Here is a 19,591-nt window from a genome sequence, read left to right as displayed (position 1 = left end):
TCGACGCTGGTGCGCCGGATCATTCCGAGCTGTTCCCGCGACCCCACGGCGCGGACGATGCGGGCCTCCCATCCCTGGACCGCGCGACGCTGCGACGCGACCTGCTCAGGGGTCGACGCACCGATCACGTGGAGATAGAGGATGCGGCGAGCACGGTCGGCTTCGATGATGAGCGAGCCGGGGATGAGCGATGCGGTCACGGCGACGTGAGCCATGATGAGGTCGTCGTCGGTGCGCAGCGGCACCGCGATGATCGCACTCATCGGCTGCCGGCCGAAATGAAGGACCTGCCACGACACCAGCAGCGACCCGCGGACCAGCGCAGCGAAGAACGTCGTGACGAACACGAGCCCCCACCACAGGTTGACTCTTCCCGACAGCTCGACCGGCGGCAGCCGGAAGACTCGCGTGACCACGACCGCCGCGGCCAGTCCGGTGAGGAACGCGGTCCAGGTGAACTGCCCCCACAGCAGCATCCACAGCGCGATGAGCCAGACGAAGAACGGCAGCTGCCGCCAGATTCCCACGCCGATGCGGCGCAGCCGTGAATCCGAGGCTCCGCGGGCGATTCCCGGGCCGGTGCGCTGCGCGAGGTCGTCGCTCATCGCGAGTCCTCCTCGAGCTGCGTGAGCGAGATCGGCTGCAGCAGCGCGTCGCCGATGCGCGTGCAGACGTCGTACAGCGGCCCCGCGAAGATCGTCAGCGCGACCGTGACGGCGACCATACCGGCAGTCGAGGCCGTCATGATCTTCGGGATCGCCCGGCGCTCGGTCTGGGTGCGGGCCGCCGGTGCGTCGCCGAGATACGAGATGCGGGCCTCGGTCTCGGCAGAGTCGTCCTCCTCGCGCCAGAATGAGAGGTTCCACGCGCGCATCAGGGCGTACAGCGTGAGCAGGCTCGTGACGATGCCGCCCACCATGAGCACGATCATGAGCGGCGTGCCCACCTCTGCCGCCGCCTCGAAGAGCGCGAACTTGCCGATGAAGCCCGAGAAGGGCGGCAGGCCGCCGAGGTTCACGGCAGGGATGAAGTAGAGCACCGCGATCACCGGCGCCGCCTTCATCAGGCCCTTGACCCGCAGGATCGACGTGCTGCCGGCGCGGCGCTCGACGAGCCCGACCGCCAGGAAGAGCGTCGTCTGCACCACGATGTGGTGGACCATGTAGTAGATCGTCGCGCCGATCGCGGCGGGTGTCGCGATGGCGAGCCCGAAGATCATGTAGCCGATGTGGCTGACGAGCGTGAACGACAGGATGCGTTTGAGCTCGGCCTGCGCCACGGCGCCGAGCACGCCGACGATCATGGTCGCCAGCGCCACCCACAGCAGCAGCTGATTGACGTCGTTGTCGAGGAACAGCTGCGTCTCGGTGCGGATGATCGCGTAGACGCCGACCTTCGTCAGCAGACCCGCGAACACCGCCGTGACCGGGGCCGGCGCGGTCGGGTACGAGTCGGGCAGCCAGAAAGACAGCGGGAAGACGGCGGCCTTGATGCTGAAGGCCAGCAGCAGCATGAGATGCAGCACCAGCTGCGTATCCTGTGGCAGCTCGCCCATGCGCTCGGCGATCTGGACCATGTTCACGGTCCCGAGCGCCCCGTAGATCATCGCGATCGCCGCGAGGAACAGGATCGACGACACCAGCGAGACGACGATGTAGACCACGCCGGTGCGGATGCGCGACTCGGTCGAACCGAGCGTGATGAGCACGTAGGACGCCACGAGCAGGATCTCGAAGCCGACGTAGAGGTTGAACAAATCGCCCGCGATGAACGCGTTGAAGATGCCGGCGCCCAGGATCAGGTACGACGGGTGGAAGATCGACACCGGCGTCTCGTCATCGCCGTCGGCGGCGCCCTGGCCCACCGAGAAGAGCAGCACCGCGAGCAGCACGATGCTCGAGACGACCACGAGGAGCGCCGAGAGCCGGTCGACGTAGAGCACGATTCCGAACGGGATGGGCCACCCCCCGACCGAGACCGCGATCGGGGCATCCCCGGCATCGACGACGACGAGCAGCACGGCGGCGATGGCGCAGACGACCGTGAGGGTCACGACCGAGACCGTCACCTGGATGCGGCGATGCCGACCGGCGATGAGGGCGATCGCGGCGCCGAGAAGCGGCAGCGTGACCAGCAGCGGCACGAGGGCGGGAGCGATGTCGATCATGACTCGTCACCTCCGCCGCGGCGGTCGGCGTCGCGGGGCTGCGCCGGCCGGTCGACCGGGGCATCGTCGCGCAGGCCGGCGAAGTCGCGGCTGCCGATGATGCGGATGGGCGCGGTGGCCGTGCCGAGGAAGTCGGTCGTCGCGTCGTCGTCCTCGTCTTCGATCTCGGTCTCGTCGTCCATCGCCTCGTCCACGTCGGCGGTGCCCTCGCGCACGGCGCGGTCGGCCTCGTCGTCCTGCACGGTGTCGGCCTTTCCGAGCTGCCACGAGCGGTAGATGAGGGCGAGGAGGAAGGCCGACACGGCGAACGTGATGACGATCGCGGTGAGTGTGAGGGCCTGCGGCAGCGGGTCCGACATCTCGTCGGGCGATGCCGCGGCGCCGAAGAACGGTGCGACGCCGGGCTCTCCCATCACGATGAGCAGCAGCAGGTTGGCCGCGTTGCCGAGCAGGAGGAACCCGATGAGCACGCGGGTGAGACTGCGCTCGAGCATCGCGTACACACCGCAGGCGAAGAGCACCGCCATGACGATGATGAGGACGAGCGAGACCGTCATGACACTCCCACCTCGCCCCGTCCGCCCGGCCGGCCCTCGCGTGCCTCCTGGGCCTGCCGGTCGACCTCGGCCCCGAGGCTGCGCAGCACGTCGAGCACGAGGCCGATGACGACGAGATACACGCCGACGTCGAACAGGGTGGACGTCACGAACTCGACATGCCCCAGGACCGGGAGCTCGGCTTCGAAGAAGGTGCTCGTCAACGGCGGTGCGCCGAAGAACAGCGGCACGATCGCACACGCGACCGCGATGGTCATTCCGGTGCCGAGGAGGCGTCCGGCGTCGGTCGGAGCGGCGGCGCCGAGCTCATACCGGCCGCCGGCGACGTACCGCATGACCAGGGCCATCCCCGCCACGAGCCCGCCCGCGAATCCGCCGCCGGGGAGGTTGTGACCCGCGAACAGCAGATACAGCGACACGATGATGATCGTGTGGAAGAGGATGCGCACGATCACCTCGAGGATGATCGAGCGGTTCTCGGGCCGCACGCGCTGACCTCCGATGAGCCACGCGGTGCGTCCGCTGCCGTGGGCATCGTCACGCTGCTGCAGGCCGTCCGATGTCTCGACGAGGGGACGGCGGCTGCGCGTCGCCCCCGAGGGAAGCGGTGAGAAGCGCGACAGCGTGTCGGCGCGATGGGTGACGAAGACGAGGGATGCCACACCCGTCGCCGCGAGGATGAGCACCGAGAGCTCGCCCATGGTGTCCCACCCGCGCAGGTCGACCAGGGCGACGTTGACGACGTTCTTGCCATGCCCGATCTCGTAGGCGAGCTCGGGGAACGAGCCCGAGATCGGCTTCTCGACGCGGGCCGATGTCGCCACGATCGCCACCAGCGCCATCGTGATGCCCACCGAGGCGCCGAGCACGGCGCGGGCGACCGGCCACACCGACGCGTTGTGCTCGCCCAGGCGCGAGGGGATGCGGCGGAGCACCAGGGCGAACGCGACGAGCGTGACCGTCTCGACCAGGATCTGCGTGACGGCGAGGTCGGGGGCCCCGCTCGTCGCGAACAGCAGCACCATGCCCAGGCCCGTGACTGAGACCAGCACGACGCCGGTGTAGCGCTTGCGCGCGCGGACGGCGACGAGTCCGGCGGCGATCATGATCGGCGCCACCACCAGCTGCATCGGGGTCTGGAAGGCGTCCAGCTGGGCGCGCAGCTCTTGGCTGGCGATCAGCGCCGTCGCCTCGGCGGCCACGAAGACGACGAAGATCGTGCCGACGTAGACCGGCAGCGAGCCGCGCTGCGTGAAACTCGTCGTGACGACCGAGAGCCGTGCCACGCCGCGCAGTGCGGCGTTGTAGACCTCGGCGGCGGTGAAGGGCAGCAGGCGCCTCGCCGGCCGCCATGCCCTGGTCGCCCAGAAGACCACGGCGCCGACGGCGATCGTGGCGAGCGAGATCCACAGCGCAGGCTCCAGACCATGCCACAGCGCGAGGTGCGCCGGGTGCTCGGGCGCCGTGACGCCCGGCGTCGCAAGCGGCGCCTCGTCGGCGTAGGGCGTGAACACGGTGTCGAGCCAGGGAGTGGCGAAGCCGGCGACCAGGGTGAGTGCGGCGAGAGCGACCGGCGCGCCGAGGAAGCCGATGGGCGGGTCCGGCCACTCGGTGGCCGGTTGCGGATCGCCCTCGGGGGTGCGCTTGGTCCAGAACGCGCCCCACAGGAAGCGGATGCCGTAGGCCGCGGTCAGCACCGATCCCAGGCTGATCCCGATCAGCGCGACGATGCCCCAGGCCGCTCCGCCTTCGGCCTCGACCAGGAGAGCGGCGAGCACGCCCTCCTTCGCGACGAAGCCGATCGTCGGGATGACGCCGACCATCGAGGCGATCGCCACGAAGGCGGCCACCGCCATGACCGGTGCCTGCCGGCCCACCCCCGAGAGCTCGGTGAGGTCGCGGGTCGACAGCTGCCGGTCGAGCACACCGACGATGAGGAACAGCGCCGACTTGAACAGCGCATGACTCAGCAGCAGCGCGAGGCCGGCGAGCGCGGCATCCCTCGTCCCGTACCCGAGGACGACGGTCAGCATGCCGAGCTGGCTGACCGTTCCGAAGGCGAGCACGCGCTTGAGGTCGGTCTCGCGCAGCGCCTGGAAGCCGCCGAGCAGCATCGTGAAGACGCCCAGCGCGATCACGATCGGTCGCCATGGCGGGGCGATCGCGAAGACGGGTGCGAGGCGCGCGATCAGGTAGATCCCGGCCTTGACCATCGCCGCGGCGTGCAGGTACGCGCTGACCGGCGTGGGTGCGGCCATGGCGCCGGGCAGCCAGAAGTGGAACGGGAAGATGGCGGACTTGCTCAGCGCGCCGACCAGGATGAGCACGAGGGCGGCGTCCACGACCGCTCCGGCGGGGGCCTCGGCGAGGATCGCCGAGATGCTCGACGTTCCCGCATCGACCACCAGCAGCACCACGCCGATGAGCATCACGAGTCCGCCCAGCGTCGTCACGAGCAGCGCCTGCAGGGCCGCACGGCGGCTGGCGGCACGCTTGTTGTAGTACCCGATGAGCAGGTACGACAGCACGCTGGTGACCTCCCAGAACATCACCAGCACCACGAGGTCGTCGGTGAGCACGAGACCGTACATCGCCCCCGCGAACGCGAGCAGCACCGCGGCGAACTGCCCGAGGTTGTCGGTTTTGCCCCGGAAATACCAGCGGCAGTAGACCATCACGAGAGCGCCGACTCCGGTCACCACGAGCGTCATCAGCCACGACAGGGTGTCCATGCGCATGGAGAGGTCGATGTCGAGCGGCGGGATCCAGGCGTATGACTCGAACGGAATGTCGCCCGCGGCGATGCCGGGTCCGAGCATCGCCGCCTGCACGAAAGCGGCGATCGGGAGGATCGCGGCGACGTAGAAGGCGCGGGCGCCGAGGCGGGCCACGAGCCACGGAAGGAGAAGAGGGACCACCGCGAACGCGCCGAGGAGGAGGAGCATCCGGGCCTCCTCATGGTCGTCGGCAGGGAACATTCCTCGAAGGGGATGCTGCGGCTCGGGCGATCGGGGTCAGCTCCCAGTCTACGTGGCCGTCACGGCGCGCCGGGTCACGACGTGTCTGCCCGGCCGCCGTGGCCCGCCGTCTTGGCCCGGCCGCCGTGGCAGAGTGAGGCGGTGGCCCTTCGACAGGCGCGGGAAGCGATCGGCGCCGTACCGCGGTGGGCTCGCGAGCTGCTGGGCGCGGCGACAGCGGTCGCGATCGCGGTGGCCGTCGTGACGGCGGTCGCGGCATCCGCTCGCTCGGAGCTGCTGTTCCGGGACGGCGACTCGCTCGTCACCACGCTCGTCGTGCGCTCCCTGGCGATAGGGCAGCCGCAGGACTGGGCGCTGTCGACGGTGCTCTTCCTGCCCGAGACCGCCGTGCTCGCGCTGCTGACCCTCGTCGGCCTCGGAATCACGGGAACCCTGGCGCTGGCGGCGATCGTGAACTTCGTCGCGCTCTACGCGGTGCTGCGGATTGCGGCCGGCGCGACAGCACGCGCGTCGATGCCCGTCGCGGGCGCGCTGCTCGCGTTCAGCGCGTTCGGCCTGCTGGCCGTCACCGAGACGTCGAGCTCGCGCGACTCGCTCGAGCCGGCGTCGCTGCTCGCCGTGACGACGTACTACAGCGCGACCGTGGTCGCCGTCGTGCTCGCCGTCGGCATCGCACGCCGCGCACTCGATCGTCGGCTGTCGGTCGTGCCGCGGGGGCCGGTGGTGCTGATCGGCGTGGTGGCCGCGGCATCCGTTCTCACCAACCCCTTGTTCGCCGCGTGGGCGACGGTTCCGCTCGGCCTCGTGCTCGCGGGCGCGTGGGTCGTCTCGCGCAGCCGCGTCGCGCTCTGGCTGATCGGCGGGCTCGCCCTGGGAACGGCGGTGGGCTTCGTGGGACGGATGCCGCTGGCACCGCTCATCGCGAACACCGGAGCCGGCTACGCCGACCCCTCGCGCTGGGCGGAGTCGCTGATCTTCTACGGCGGGCTCGTGGCCGAGCGATGGACGATGCCCTGGGGCGCCGCGGCCGTCGTCATCATCGTCGCGCTGTGGGGCTGGTGCATCGCCGCGACCGCGCTGCTGGCACGGCGCGACGCAGGTGCGGCACTCGTCGCGGCGTGCGGGTGGGCCATGCCGCTGCTCGTCGTGATCGGCGCCATCGCGCTCGGCACGCATGCAGCCCGCTATCTTCAGCCGATCGCGTTCGCGCCGATTCTCGGGCTGGTGGTGCTCCCCGGCCTGCTCTCCGGCCTGCGTGCGCACCGCGCTGAGGGGCGGTATCCGGCGACATCGATCGCGCGGACCGTCGGGGCCTCGGCCAGCGTCGTGGCGAGCATCGCGCTGGTGGCGGTCGCCGGCGCGGTCGGTGCTCCGCGGATGGCCGCCGCGGCGAGCGCCCCGGACCCGGATCTGGACTGCGTCCTGAGCTGGGTGGAACAGTCCGGACGCACCGGAGGCGGTCAGTTCTGGACGGTGCGACTGCCCAAGGCCCACCTCGACGATCCGCGGGCGCTGGTGCAGGTGGACCATCGGCTCCGGGGCTACGCGTGGCTGGTCAATCGCGACGACTTCTCGGTCGGGGAGGTGTCGTTCCTCGTGACCGACGCCCAGTCGCCCGCGTTCGTCCTTCCCCGCGGCGTGCGCCCATCCGCGACCATCGACTGCGGCCGCTACACGATCCACGACTTCGGCGAGACGGCGCTGCCCCTGGGCCCGCAGCGTTCGTAGCCGCGTTCCTGGCCCAGGGGCAGCGCTCGCTAGGCGCGCCGGTACGACAGGACGGCGCAGCCGTTGCTGAAGCTGCGCACGTCTTCGAGGTCTAACTGCGTCGGCGCGAATCCCGCGACGAAGGCGGGGAGTCCACTGCCCGCCACGACCGGATACTTCTTCACGATCAGTCGATCGATCTCGGGAAGCAGCTCGCCGGCGAGGCGGCCCCCGCCCGCGAGATAGATGCCGAGGCCGTCCTCGTCCTTGAGCTCCCGCACCCTCGCACGAGGGTCGTCTCGCACGATCTCCACCGCGGCCTCGACCGAGGAGTTCAGAGTCCGGCTCACGACCACCTGCCGCAGGTGGGCATACGGACTCGTGATTCCGACCTGGAGAGCGGGCTCGTACGTGCGGCGCCCCATGATGACGGTGTCGAACGTGCGGTTCGGCGCGTCGTCGATTCCCACTGCCTGCCGCACGTGAGTGGGGACAACCTCCGGATAGAGGCCATTCATGTAGGCGCTGTGGTCGTCTGCGAGCGGGTAGAAGTCGACCTCGTCACTCGGGCCGGCGATGAAACCATCCAGGGTCATGCCGACGTAGTACGTCAGTTCACGCATGGCGTCTCCTCTCTCTGACGACCGGGCGGGCCGTGCCTCGACACTCTAACCACTACACCTGGAGTACTGCAAGTGGAGTGGGTTATATGCAAGGGTGGAGGCATGGTCGCCAACCCGGAACGTCGCCGCCTTCTCCTCGACGCCGGCATCGACGTGCTGGCACGACACGGCGCGCGAGGTCTCACCTTCCGCGCGGTCGACGCCGTCGCCGCGGTGCCCCAGGGCACGACGTCCAACTACTTCGCCAACCGGGACGAGCTGCTGCGCGAGCTCGGCGGCCACGTGTTCGAGCGCCTGACCCCCGAGCCCGTTCCGGAGACGGCGGCGCCCACACGCGCTCGGGAGGCCCAGCTCATGAAGGACCTGCTGGGCCGTGCGCGCCAGGATCGTGCCGGTTTCCTGGCTCTGTACGAGCTGCGGCTCGAGGCGGCACGTCGCGAAGACCTGGCCGAGGCCATCTCGGATCGCTATGCCGCCAACCTCGAGGCGATCTCGGCCGGGCACGTCGAGGGCGGCTTCCCCGGTGATCGGCGCACGGCGCTGCTGCTGTACCTCGCGATGAGCGGCCTCATCCTCGAGCACCTCACGCTTCCGGCACTGCTGCCCGCCGACGATGACGCCCTCGACGAGCTCGTCGAAGACGTCGTCGCGGCGATCGTCCCGCCGGCGTAGGCGGGACGGGTCAGGCCGGGGTCGACGGGGCTGCCGGTGCCGGCCCGGTGGTGGTGCCCTCGCGGAACACGCACGTGAAGCTGATGGATGCCGCGTCCCGGCCCTCGAGCATCGCGGCGACCGCCTCGCCCGCCGCGCGGCCCTTGTCGGTCGCAGGCTGCACCAGTGTCGTGAGCTCGTGCGGCGCGAGCCCGTCGACGACGATGCCGTCGAAGCCGGTGATGCTGACATCCTCGGGAACCCGGAGCCCGGCCTCTTCGGCGGCGCGCACCGCTCCCGCCGCAAGCAGGTCGGACTGCGCGATGACGGCTGTCGGCCGGCGCTCCGGGTCGGCGAAGATCACTCGGCCGGCGGCGAGCCCCTCGTCGATGAAGCTCCCCGCGGCGGCGTAGGTCGCGGCATCCGGGAACACGTCCCTCGCCCCGGCGAGCCGCGCCCGCGTGACGTCGACCGAGATCTCGGTGTCGTCGTCGAACCATCCGCGCTCCCAGCCGGCCCGGATGGGCAGCGCCAGCACGACGACGTCGCGATGCCCGAGCGTGCGGAGGTGGCTGGCCGCCTGTCGCTGCGCCTCGCGGTTGTCGAGCTCGATCCGCGGCACCCCGGGCCCGGCGTCTCCCTCCGTGACGACGACGGGTATGCCGCGCGCCCGCACCACGTCCAGCGATTCGCGCAGCCGCCCGCTGCAGCCGATGAGCACGGCCGCGTCGAGGGGCGCAGTCGTGAGCGTGGGCCCCACTCCGGTCGGGTCGTGGTCGCGCAGCAGCAGCAGTCCGGCGCCCAGAGGGGCGACCGCCTCGGCCAGACCGTCCATCATCTGGGTCTTGACCGGGTCGAGGAAGGCGGTGCCGAGATGCTCCTCGAACACGACGCCGACGATTCCCGAGCGGCCGCGGCGCAGCGATGCCGCGCGCGGATCGGGGCCGGTGTAGCCGAGCGCGGCCGCGGCATCGAGCACCCGCCGGCGGGTCGCATCCGACACGGGCGTCTTGCCGCTGAACACGACCGACGCCGTCGACGGCGAGACCCCGGCCTCGCGGGCGACATCCGAGATGGTGGCGCGACGCGTGCTCATGACCCCCCGATCGTACCCAGGTGGAGGCATTCGGTCGAATCGATTCGGTACGCTGTTCCGATGGAACTCGTCCTCTCCCGTTCCCAGTACGTCCGCTGGCGCACTGCCGTCTTCGCGATCTTCCTCGCCAGCGGCCTCAGCATCGCCACGTGGGCCGCGCGGGTTCCGGCGATCAAGCAGACGCTGGGCGTCGACAACATCCAGATCGGACTGATGCTGCTCGGCGCGGGCATCGCGTCGATCGTGGGCCTGTCGCTGTCGAACGTCGTCCTGGCCCGCTTCGGCGCGCGCAAGGGCATGCTCGTGGCGATGTTCGTCTTCGCCGCCGGCGTCGCGATCATCGGCATCGGCACCGACGTGCTCCACTCGTTCGTCGTCGTGATCGGCGGGCTCGTTCTCTTCGGGCTCGGCAACGGTGCCGTCGACGTCATGATGAACGTCGAGGGCGCGGCGATCGAGAAGCAGTCGAGCAAGACGATCCTGCCCCTGTTCCACGGCTTCTTCAGTTTCGGCACCGTGATCGGCGCGGGCATCGGCGCCCTCGCCGCCGCCTGGCACGTGAACGTGCTGGTCCACACCGCCGTGATGGCCGTGATCATCGTCGGCATCGCCTTCGCGACGTATGCGAACGTGCCTGCCCGCGAGATCACCGGCGACGCGGATGCCGCGGCCGACAAGCCGCACTGGCGCGAGCGTCTGCACACCTCGCTCGCGGCGTGGCGCGAGCCCCGCACCTATGCGCTCGGCGTGATCATGCTCGGGATGGCCTTCGCGGAGGGCGGGGCCAACGACTGGCTGGCGCTCGGCATGGTCGACGGTCACGGCGCGACCCCGGCCATCGGCGCGCTCGGCCTCACCGTCTTCTCGGTCTCGATGACCGTGGTGCGCGTGTTCGGCGGGCCGCTCGTCGACCGCTTCGGCCGCGTCGCGACCCTCCGGGTGCTCGCGGTGCTCGCCGCCGGCGGTCTGCTGCTGTTCATCCTCGCGCCCAACATCCCGCTCGTGTTCGTCGGCGCCGCCCTGTGGGGTGCGGGCGTCTCGCTCGGCTTCCCGCTCGGCATGTCGGCGGCCGCGGACGACCCGGCCAAGGCTGCCGCGCGCGTGAGTGCCGCGGCGACGATCGGGTACATCTCGTTCCTGTGCGGACCGCCGATCCTCGGCTTCATCAGCGAGCAGATCGGCCTGCTGAACACCCTCTACATCCTGGTGGTGCTGGCCGTGGCATCCGGTCTGGCGTCCCCGGCCGCCAAGCCGATCGCCGGCTCGACCGTGGGAGCCGGGCACACCCACCACTGACGCGGGCACCGACCCGGCGGGCGCGGACTAGGCTCGTCGGGTGCGTCTCGTCATCGCCCGCTGCTCGGTCGACTACACCGGCCGGCTCAACGCCCACCTGCCGCTGGCGACCCGTCTGCTGGTGCACAAGGGCGACGGCAGTCTGCTGGTGCACTCCGACGGCGGTTCGTACAAGCCGCTCAACTGGATGAGCCCGCCGTGCCGGCTGGACGTCGAGATTCCGGATGCCGACTCCGCCGCCGCAGGGGTGCTCGAGCACTGGCGGGTCACCCAAGCCAAGACCGGCGACGCGCTGCTCGTGCGCATCTACGAGGTGCTTCACGACTCGGCCCACGAACTCGGGATCGACCCCGGTCTGCAGAAGGACGGCGTCGAGGCCGACCTGCAGCGGCTGCTCGCCGAGCAGGTCGACGTCATCGGCGACGGGCTGACGCTGGTGCGCCGCGAGTTCCCCACCGCGATCGGCCCGGTCGACCTGCTGCTGCGCGATCCCGCGGGCGGGACGATCGCCGTCGAGGTCAAGCGCCGCGGCGACATCGACGGCGTCGAGCAGCTCACGCGGTATCTCGAGCTGCTCGGACGCGACCCGCACCTGGCGCCGGTGACCGGCGTGTTCGCGGCCCAGGAGATCAAGCCCCAGGCCAAGGTGCTCGCCGCCGACCGCGGCATCCGCTGCGTCACCCTCGACTACGAGGGCATGAAGGGCGTCGAGTCCGGCGCCCCGCGCCTGTTCTGATCCGGCGATCGGACGTCCTGTCCGAGTCCGGGTGATGGGAGCGCCGCACCCGAGTCCGAGCGGCTCTATTGTCATGTCCGCACGACGCTTGATACTGTCATCCGGACAGTTCATTGACGAACGGATGACATGCGATGACGCTCGAAGACTTCCGCCGCGAGATCGCCGACCCCGCGATCGAGTTCCGTCCCGAGCTGCGTTGGTGGCTGGCGGAGGGGCTCCACACCGACGAGACACTCCGCCGCGAGGTCGGTGACGCGCATCGCCTCGGCTTCGGCGGCATGGAGTTCCTGGCGATGGACGAGGGCGCGATCGACCATGCCCGCTACGGCTGGGGCTCGGAGGAGTGGGTGCACGACTCGCAGGTCGTGGTCGAGGAGACGACCGCGCGCGGCATGTCGGTGAGCTTCACGTCGGGCACGAACTGGTCCAATGCGAACCTTCCGACCATCACGCCGGATGACCCCGCGGCCGCGCAGGAGCTCGACGTCATCTCCGAGACACCGGAGCCCGGCCAGTCGCGCTCGGGTGCCGTTCCGCGCATCGACCTCAGCGCCCCGCCCGCAGAACGATCGCTGCCCGGGCACCGCGGAGTCGTGCGTGACCAGCACTTCGTCGCCGCCGTCGCCGCACGCGTCGTCGACAGCGAGGCCGGCGTCCTCGACGCGTCGTCGCTCACCGACGTGACGGCATCCGTTCTCGACGGCGCACTGGAGTGGACCGCGCCCGCCGACGGCACGTGGCAGCTCTTCTACTACTGGCGGCACGGGACAGGACAGACGGCGGAGCCCTCGTCATCGGTCAACTACACCGTCACGTACCTCGATCGCGACGGCGTGGACGCCGTGATCGCCTACTGGGACGACGTCGTGCTGACGCCGGCGCTTCGCGAGCGGATCGCCGAGAACCCGCGCGCGCACATGTACATGGACTCCCTCGAACTCGACACATATGGTGCCGGCGGTCTGTTCTGGGGGCGCACGGTGGTCGACGAGTTCCGCGCGCGACGCGGGTACGACGTCGTGCCGTGGCTGCCGTTCCTGACCCGTGACGTGCCGTTCATGGCGGTCTCGACGGTGTATCACTACGAGCCCTCGGCCGAGGCGGATCGCGTCGCCGTCGCGAAAGTCCGGCACGATCTCGTCCGCACGTTCACCGACCTCTACATCGAGAACATGCTGCGGCCGTTCGCGGCGTTCCTGCACGGCGTCGGACTGACCCTGCGCGCCGAGATCAGCTACGGGCTGCCGTTCGAGCTGACCCGGCCGGGGCCGGAGGTCGACGGCATCGAGACCGAGTCGCTCGAGTTCGGCTCGCAGATCGACGCCTACCGCCTTATGGGCGGCCCCGCGCACCTGTTCGGCAAGCAGTACTCGTCCGAGACCGGCGCGACGACCCGCAACCACATGCTCGATCACCGCTTCTACGACCAGATCATCGCGACGCAACTCGCGGCCGGCATCACCAAGACCGTGCTCCACGGGTGGGCGAGCCCTGCCGGCGCGGAGGGCGTCACCCACTGGCCGGGGCACGAGGGGATGTGGCCGATGTTCTCCGAGCGGTTCGACACGCGTCAGCCGGGCTCGGAGTTCTACCCCCAGTGGAACGCGGCGGTCGGACGACTGCAGTACGCCCTGCGGCGCGGACGACCGCGGATCGACGTCGGCATCCTGCGCACCGACCACTTCACCGACAATCTCATCGGCGTGACGCTGCGCGGGCGGGACGGCGAGCGCATCCCGGACGAGGTCGCCTACGGCACGATGTGGATGCGCGACCGCGAGAACCACTGGTGGCAGGACCTGGGGATGCAGGACGCCGGCATCACGTACGAGTTCTTCGACGGCTCGCTCCTGCTGCGCGACGATGTCTCATTCGACGGCGACGCCGTGCAGCCCGACGGGCCGGGGTACCGGGCGCTCATCGTGTACCAGAGCACACTCGACGCCGACGTCGCGACGCATCTGCTCGCGTGGGCTCGGCGGGGCCTGCGGGTGGTCGTCGTGCACGGCGCGCGCGAGCTGGAATCGCTGCGAGCGGAACGACACCGCGTGCACGAGGCCGCGGCGTCCTCGACACCCGGTCTCGACGGCCGTGACGCCGAACTCGCCGAGACCATGGCCGTCCTCACGAGCCTCGACACCGTGGTCGTCACCGGGCCTGCCGGCGTCGTCGAGGCGCTCGACCGGCTCGGCGCTCCTGGCCGGGCGCGCTTCGTCGAGAGCAACGCGAGTCTGCTCACACATCTGCGAGAGGACGGCGACCTCACCGTGCTCTACGCGTACCACTTCCTCTACGAGACGGCCGAGCCGACGACGGTCCGCCTGAGACTGGATGGTCGAGGCACGGTGCACCGGCTCGACGCCTGGTCGGGGCGCATGAGGCCGCATCGCGGCACCCGGGTGCTCGACGACGCCACGATCGTGGAACTCACGCTCTCGCCCGGCGAGACGGCGATCGTCGTCCTCGACCGGTCGGGCGCGTCCCCCGCCGACACCGCGCCGGTCTCTCGGATCCCGGTGGCCACGCTCGACGCGTGGGAGCTGACCGTCGAGAGCTGGGATGCCGGTGAGTCGGAGCTCATCAGCGAGGACCGCGGCCACGGCTACGTCACGCGCGAGGTGCGGCCGATGACCGCGGTCACGCGCGTCGAGGCCGGTGCCGTCGCCCTGCGGCCGTGGTCGCAGCTCGACGCGGTCGGCCCGGACGTGTCGGGGATCGGGGAGTACACCGCCACCCTCGATGTCGCCGACATCGACGCCGACGCCCGTTACATCCTGGAACTGGGCTCGACAGGCGGCGGACTGGGGTCGGTGCGCGTCGGGGACGGCCCGGAACGGGGATTCGACACCGCGCGTCCCGCGGTCGACGTGACCGACGATCTTCGCGCCGGCTCGAATACCGTCCGCGTGCGCGTCTCGACCTCGCTGAACAACCGGCTCCGTGCCCGCGGCTACTATGAGCGGATTCCGGACGTGGCGATGCGGTCCGCCGGCGAGGATCACACCCAGCTGCCCGTGGTGCGCGAGTACGGGCTGCTCGGCCCGGTCCGGCTCATGAGAGAGAACTGAGACCGCGAAAGGGAGGACGGATGGCCCGCGGACACGTGGAGCCCCGCGACGAGGTCGACCTTCGACCGATCGTCGCGCCGGACCCGCTCGACCTTCGCCTGTCACTCGCATCGATCGTGCACTGGGCAGACAGCACGGCCGTGCGTCGCACCGTGATGGCGAGCGTCGACTTTCCCGTGGACGACATGGGCGCGTTCCTCGTCGTCAATCAGCTCTCCTATAACGGCGCGATGCGGCCGATCGAGCTCGCGCTCGCGCTGGGCATGACCCCGACCAACATGAGTAAGATCATCGGCCGCCTCGGAAGCGCAGGGCTCGCCGTGCGGGTCCCGGCTCCCGCCGACGACCGCGGCGTGCTGATCGCCCTCACCGCCGAGGGCCGCGCGATCGGTGAGCGCATCCTGGCGACGGCCGAGCGCACCGTCGGTGAGGTGCTCGCCGACTGGGCTCCCGATGACGTCCAGACGCTCCGGCGCATGCTGGCACGCCTCGCGAGCGACCACCGGAACGTCGGCGAGCGGCGAGCGCGTCGCCCGTAGGCTGGTGGGTATGCCGAGCCGATCTCCCTGGACCTGCGTGCTGTGGGACGTCGACGGCACCATCGTCGATGCGTCCGACGGCATTCTCCGCCGCCTCACGATCGCGCTCGAGCACTTCGGCAAGCGCCCGCCGACCCGGGCTGAACTCGTGCACTGGATCGGACCTCCGATGTACGAGTCCTTCCAGGCGAACGTCGGCATGACGCCCGCGGAGGCGACCGACGCCGTGTCGTTCTACCGCGTGCTCGGCAAGGCCGACGGCTACACCACCGGCGCGAAGCTCTTTCCCGGCGTCGCGTCGCTGATCCACGACCTCGCGGCAGCGGCCATCCCGCAGTCGACGGCGAGCTCGAAGCCGGAGGTGCAGGTGGTGGCGCTCATGGACCACTTCGACCTGTCCCCCGCACTCACCGCGATCGTGGGCGCAACGCCCGACGAGAAGACGCTGAGCGCCAAGGCCGACATCGTCGCCGAGGCGCTTCGCCGCCTGGAGGCGGCGGGCGCCGACATCAGCCGCCCGGTGCTGATCGGCGACCGCCATCACGACGTCGAGGGCGGCGCCGTCCACGATGTGCCGGTGATCTTCGTCCGCTGGGGCTTCAGCTGGCCCCACGAGGCCGACGGCGCGCAGGCCGCGGTGGACGACGCCGATCAGCTACGCGACCTGCTGCTCTTCGAGGAGCCTGCGGGGCTCGAGGGCGCCGATCTCGAGGGCGCCGATCTCGATGGCGCCGATGCCTGAGCTCGCCGCCGACATCCTGGGCTGGCTCGTGCCGGTCGTGATCGGGGTCGGCGTCGCGGTGCTCATCATCGCGGTGCTCGTGTGGGCGCTGCGCCGCGCCCGTCGATCGCCCCGTGCGCGCGCCGAGGCCGAGCGCCTTCGCGCCAAGGCGGGCGCGACCCTGGTGCGGCTTGACGACGAGGTCGACGAGCTCGACCTCGAGGTGGGACTGTCGGGCGCGCTCTACGGCGGCGGCGCCCCGGCGTCGCTGCGCCGCGCCCGCCTGACCGGGCAGCACGTGCGCGACGCCGCCTTCGAGGACTACCGGGCGATCAGCGGCGCGGACGTTCTGCCCGACGAGATCCGCCGAGGCGCCACGCGCATCGAGCGCACCACCGGCGAGGCCCTGGCCCGGATCGCGGCGGCTCGCGCCGAGCACGGCGCCTGGGTGCGGGCGAACGTCTCGGCGGCCAGCCAGGTCGAGGCCGCGCGCGAGCGCAGAGCGCAGCTGCGCGCGTCGATGGGCGATCCCGCCGCCCTCGTGGCCGAGCTGTCGGCCCGCTTCGCCGAGGAGGAGTGGCGGGATGCCTCGCGCGCCGCGCACGCCGCGCTGGCCGAGATCGCCGAGGCCGAACAGCTGCTCGCGGCGGCCGCGAGCCACGCCGCCGATCCGTCGCTGAGCGCACTCCCCGAACTCGCCGCCGCCGAGCGCGCACTGCGCCAGGCCGAGACCGACGCCCGCATCCTCGAAGAGACGCATCGTCTCATCCTGCAGGCCGCGCAGGCGGTGCCCGACGAGGTCGCGGCCGCCCGCTCCGCGCTGCGCCAGGCGGCGATCACCCGCGACCACCTCGAGCCGCCGGACTCCGAGCGGCTCGGCGGTGAACTCCGGGCGATCGAGATCGAGCTGACGAACATCGAGACGGATGCCGCGCGCCGCCCCACTCGCGCGGTCGACGCCATCGCCCGCCTCCGCAGCCGCCTCGACCTCGCGCTGGGCGATGCGAACACCGCGCAGCAGCGTCTGCGGGGAGCGCGGACGGCGCTGCCCGGCACCCTCGCGGCGGCGCGCGGCGCGATCGCGCACGCCGAGGCATCCGTCGCGCACGCGCGCTCCGGCGCCGATGCGCGTTCGCGCCTGGTCTCGGCGCAGCGCGAGCTCGCGAACGCCCGGCAGGCAGACGACCCGGTCGCGGCCCTCGATGCCGCGCGCCGCGCCATGCGGGACGCCGAAGACGCGAAGGCCCTCGCCGACTACGCCAGCCGCCCTCACATATCCGGTTGACGGCGCTCGCTAGGGTGAGCGCATGAGCGACGCCCCCTCGCGAACGGCGAGCACCGCCCCTGCTTCGATCGGCGGCACCGTCGTCGCAGCTGCGCGGCGCATGCCCGCCACCCTCGTCATGATCGCGCTGATCCTCGCGGCGGGCGTCGTCTGGCAGGGGCTCTGGCGCCCCTTCGCCGACAGCCCACTGTTCGATGTCGTCGCCTACGGTCTGCCCGCGCTCGCGGACGGCCGCTGGTGGACGCCCGTCACGGGCACCTTCTTCGTCGATCACCCCTGGGTGTACCTCTTCACCATCGCGGGCTTCGTGGGGATGGCCTATCTCGAGTTCCGGCGCGGGTCGCGGGTCGCCCTCGCCTACTACTGGGTCGGCCAGCTCTTCGCGATCTTCGCCACGGCTCTCCTGCTGTGGGGACTCTCGCAGTTCCCGTGGGAATGGGCGCAGGCCGAAGCCGCTGCGCTGGATGTCGGCGCGTCGGGAGGCACGATGGCGTGTCTCGCCGCCGCGGTCGGGCTGTTCGTCCCGCCGTGGCGGGTGCGCGGCTGGCTGGCACTGCTGGGATTCGTCTTCGTCGCGATGCTCTTCTGGGGCACGCTCGCCGACCTCGAGCACCTGCTTGCCGTCCTCCTCATCCTCTTCGTCGACCGGTCGCTGCGCATCCAGCGGACGACGGTGCGCGAGCAGCGGCTGATCGCCTTCGTCGCGGTGATCGTGCTGGGGGTGATCCAGGTTGTCACGATCCTCGCGCCCACCGACGGGCCGTTCGGTCCGACCGAGCCCGTCTCGGGCGGATTCATCGACTTCGCCATCGACGCCGTCGTGATCCTGCTGATCGCCAACGGCCTGCGCCGGGGCCGGCGCTGGGCGTGGGTGCTCGGCATCATCGTCGCCGCCTTCAACGTCGCCACCGCCGCGCTCGTCCTGGCGGTCATCATCATCACCAGCGAGGCGCAGCTCGAGGCGCAGATCGATGGCGAGACCGAGCTGGCGCTCGCGTCGGGCGTGCTGTGGCTGCTCGTGCTCGTCTACCTGATCTGGGTCCGGGCCGCGTTCCGGGCGAAGCGCAGCTCGAAGCTCGGGCTGGCACCCGCTCCGTCCGTGGATGACGTGAAGCAGCTGCTGCGCTCCGACGGCGGCGGCACACTGTCGTGGATGACCACCTGGGACGGCAACAGCTACGCCCGCACCACCGGCGGCATCGTCGCCTACCAGCGGCGCGCGGGCGTCGCCCTGGCCCTCGCCGACCCCCTCGGTCCGGCGGCCTCGCGCGCGGCATCCGTCGACGAGTTCATCCGCATGGCCGAGCACGCTGGCCTCATCCCCTGCTTCTTCAGCGCCGACGAGGCGACACGGGCCGCGGTCCCGTCCAGCTGGCGGAGCCTGGTGGTGGCCGACGACACCATCGTCGACCTCCGAGGACTGGAGTTCACCGGGAAGCGGTGGAACTCCGTGCGATCATCGCTCAACCGCGCCGGGCGCGAGAACATGACCTTCCGCATGACGCGCCTCGCCGACGAGCCGTGGGGCGTGCAGCAGCAGCTGCGCGCCATCTCGGAGATGTGGGTGGGAGACAAGGGCCTCCCCGAGATGGGCTTCACGCTCGGCACGCTCGTCGAGGCCGAGGATCCGGAAGTCCGCCTCGCCCTCGCGATCTCGCCGACGGGCGACGTGGACGGCTTCCTGTCGTGGCTGCCGGTCTACGGCGACTCCGGCGCGCCGCGCGGGTGGACCCTCGATCTGATGCGCCGGCGCGAGGGCGGATTCGGACCCGTGATGGAGTACCTCATCGGCTCGTCCGCGAAGCTGTTCTCGGAGGAGGGCGCCGAGGTCATGTCGCTCTCGGGCGCCCCGCTCGCGCACGATTACCCGCCCGACGCGGGCCTCATCGCCTCACTCAGCGACAAGCTGGCCGCGACGCTCGAGCCGGTGTACGGCTTCGGGTCGCTCCATCGCTTCAAGGAGAAGTTCCACCCGCGGTACGAGACGCTGTACCTGCTCTATCGCGACGAGAGCGATCTGACCCGCATCGGAGGCGCGCTGACGCGAGCCTTCCTGCCTGACGCGACCCTGCGCCAGTTCGCCGGCGCCGGACTGGAGCTGGTACGCGGCGACCGGGAGTGAGCCGCGGCATCCGTCTCCGTGAGAAGACGGGATGCCGCGGCT

General features: G+C 70.8%; 15 protein-coding genes. 9 read left to right on the top strand and 6 right to left on the bottom strand.

The features are described from left to right. The 4 genes from WYM_RS16750 to WYM_RS16735 form a co-directional block, all read right to left on the bottom strand. A partial coding sequence (locus WYM_RS16750; protein WP_019182001.1) for a Na+/H+ antiporter subunit E occupies positions 1-605 on the bottom strand: 605 nt, incomplete at its 3' end. Then, positions 602-2,167 carry a Na+/H+ antiporter subunit D gene (locus tag WYM_RS16745; RefSeq protein WP_019182000.1) on the bottom strand — a complete coding sequence of 522 codons (1,566 nt, stop codon included), beginning with the start codon at positions 2,165-2,167 and terminating at the stop codon, positions 602-604. The genes WYM_RS16750 and WYM_RS16745, both read right to left, overlap by 4 nt. Next, positions 2,164-2,724, bottom strand: coding sequence for a Na(+)/H(+) antiporter subunit C (locus tag WYM_RS16740; protein ID WP_019181999.1), 561 nt, complete (start codon positions 2,722-2,724; stop codon positions 2,164-2,166). Before WYM_RS16740 ends, WYM_RS16745 begins: the two co-directional genes overlap by 4 nt. Then, complete coding sequence (locus tag WYM_RS16735; RefSeq protein WP_040569463.1) at positions 2,721-5,669, bottom strand: Na+/H+ antiporter subunit A; 2,949 nt, start codon at positions 5,667-5,669, stop codon at positions 2,721-2,723. The genes WYM_RS16740 and WYM_RS16735 overlap by 4 nt, the downstream gene beginning before the upstream one ends. Positions 5,670-5,843: 174 nt before the next feature. Here WYM_RS16735 and WYM_RS16730 point away from each other — a divergent pair, with 174 nt between their 5' ends. Further along, complete coding sequence (locus tag WYM_RS16730; protein ID WP_019181997.1) at positions 5,844-7,430, top strand: hypothetical protein; 1,587 nt, start codon at positions 5,844-5,846, stop codon at positions 7,428-7,430. A gap of 29 nt (positions 7,431-7,459) precedes the next feature. On the opposite strand, the gene WYM_RS16725 is transcribed toward WYM_RS16730, so the two are convergent. Next, complete coding sequence (locus WYM_RS16725) at positions 7,460-8,032, bottom strand: dihydrofolate reductase family protein (RefSeq protein ID WP_019181996.1); 573 nt, start codon at positions 8,030-8,032, stop codon at positions 7,460-7,462. Positions 8,033-8,134: 102 nt separating this feature from the next. Between WYM_RS16725 and WYM_RS16720 the strand changes: the two genes are divergently transcribed. After that, positions 8,135-8,704: a TetR/AcrR family transcriptional regulator gene (locus WYM_RS16720; protein ID WP_019181995.1), complete on the top strand. Its 570-nt coding sequence runs from the start codon at positions 8,135-8,137 to the stop codon at positions 8,702-8,704. 10 nt (positions 8,705-8,714) lie between these two features. On the opposite strand, the gene WYM_RS16715 is transcribed toward WYM_RS16720, so the two are convergent. After that, positions 8,715-9,779, bottom strand: a complete 1,065-nt coding sequence (locus WYM_RS16715; RefSeq protein ID WP_019181994.1) for a LacI family DNA-binding transcriptional regulator — start codon at positions 9,777-9,779, stop codon at positions 8,715-8,717. A gap of 60 nt (positions 9,780-9,839) precedes the next feature. On the opposite strand from WYM_RS16715, the gene WYM_RS16710 reads away from it, so the two are divergent. From WYM_RS16710 to WYM_RS16680, 7 genes are all read left to right on the top strand, one after another. Then, complete coding sequence (locus WYM_RS16710) at positions 9,840-11,075, top strand: MFS transporter (RefSeq protein WP_019181993.1); 1,236 nt, start codon at positions 9,840-9,842, stop codon at positions 11,073-11,075. A gap of 40 nt (positions 11,076-11,115) precedes the next feature. Next, on the top strand, positions 11,116-11,811 hold the full coding sequence (nucS, locus tag WYM_RS16705; protein WP_019181992.1) for an endonuclease NucS: 696 nt from the start codon (positions 11,116-11,118) through the stop codon (positions 11,809-11,811). Positions 11,812-11,945: 134 nt separating this feature from the next. Further along, positions 11,946-14,882, top strand: coding sequence for a glycosyl hydrolase (locus WYM_RS16700; protein WP_019181991.1), 2,937 nt, complete (start codon positions 11,946-11,948; stop codon positions 14,880-14,882). A gap of 20 nt (positions 14,883-14,902) precedes the next feature. Beyond that, positions 14,903-15,421 (top strand): MarR family winged helix-turn-helix transcriptional regulator, encoded by a 519-nt coding sequence (locus WYM_RS16695; protein ID WP_019181990.1) that lies wholly within the window; start codon positions 14,903-14,905, stop codon positions 15,419-15,421. 10 nt (positions 15,422-15,431) lie between these two features. Further along, on the top strand, positions 15,432-16,163 hold the full coding sequence (locus WYM_RS16690; protein ID WP_051008162.1) for an HAD hydrolase-like protein: 732 nt from the start codon (positions 15,432-15,434) through the stop codon (positions 16,161-16,163). Next, positions 16,156-17,427, top strand: a complete 1,272-nt coding sequence (locus tag WYM_RS16685; protein WP_157525304.1) for a hypothetical protein — start codon at positions 16,156-16,158, stop codon at positions 17,425-17,427. The genes WYM_RS16690 and WYM_RS16685 overlap by 8 nt, the downstream gene beginning before the upstream one ends. A gap of 100 nt (positions 17,428-17,527) precedes the next feature. After that, positions 17,528-19,549, top strand: a complete 2,022-nt coding sequence (locus WYM_RS16680) for a phosphatidylglycerol lysyltransferase domain-containing protein (RefSeq protein WP_019181986.1) — start codon at positions 17,528-17,530, stop codon at positions 19,547-19,549. Positions 19,550-19,591 lie beyond the last annotated feature (42 nt).

It is taken from the genome of Microbacterium yannicii PS01 (assembly GCF_000304335.1).
Taxonomy (GTDB): Bacteria; Actinomycetota; Actinomycetes; order Actinomycetales; family Microbacteriaceae; genus Microbacterium; species Microbacterium yannicii_A.
The sequence above is the reverse complement of the archived record's forward strand: the minus strand, read 5'-3'. Positions and strand labels throughout refer to the sequence as shown.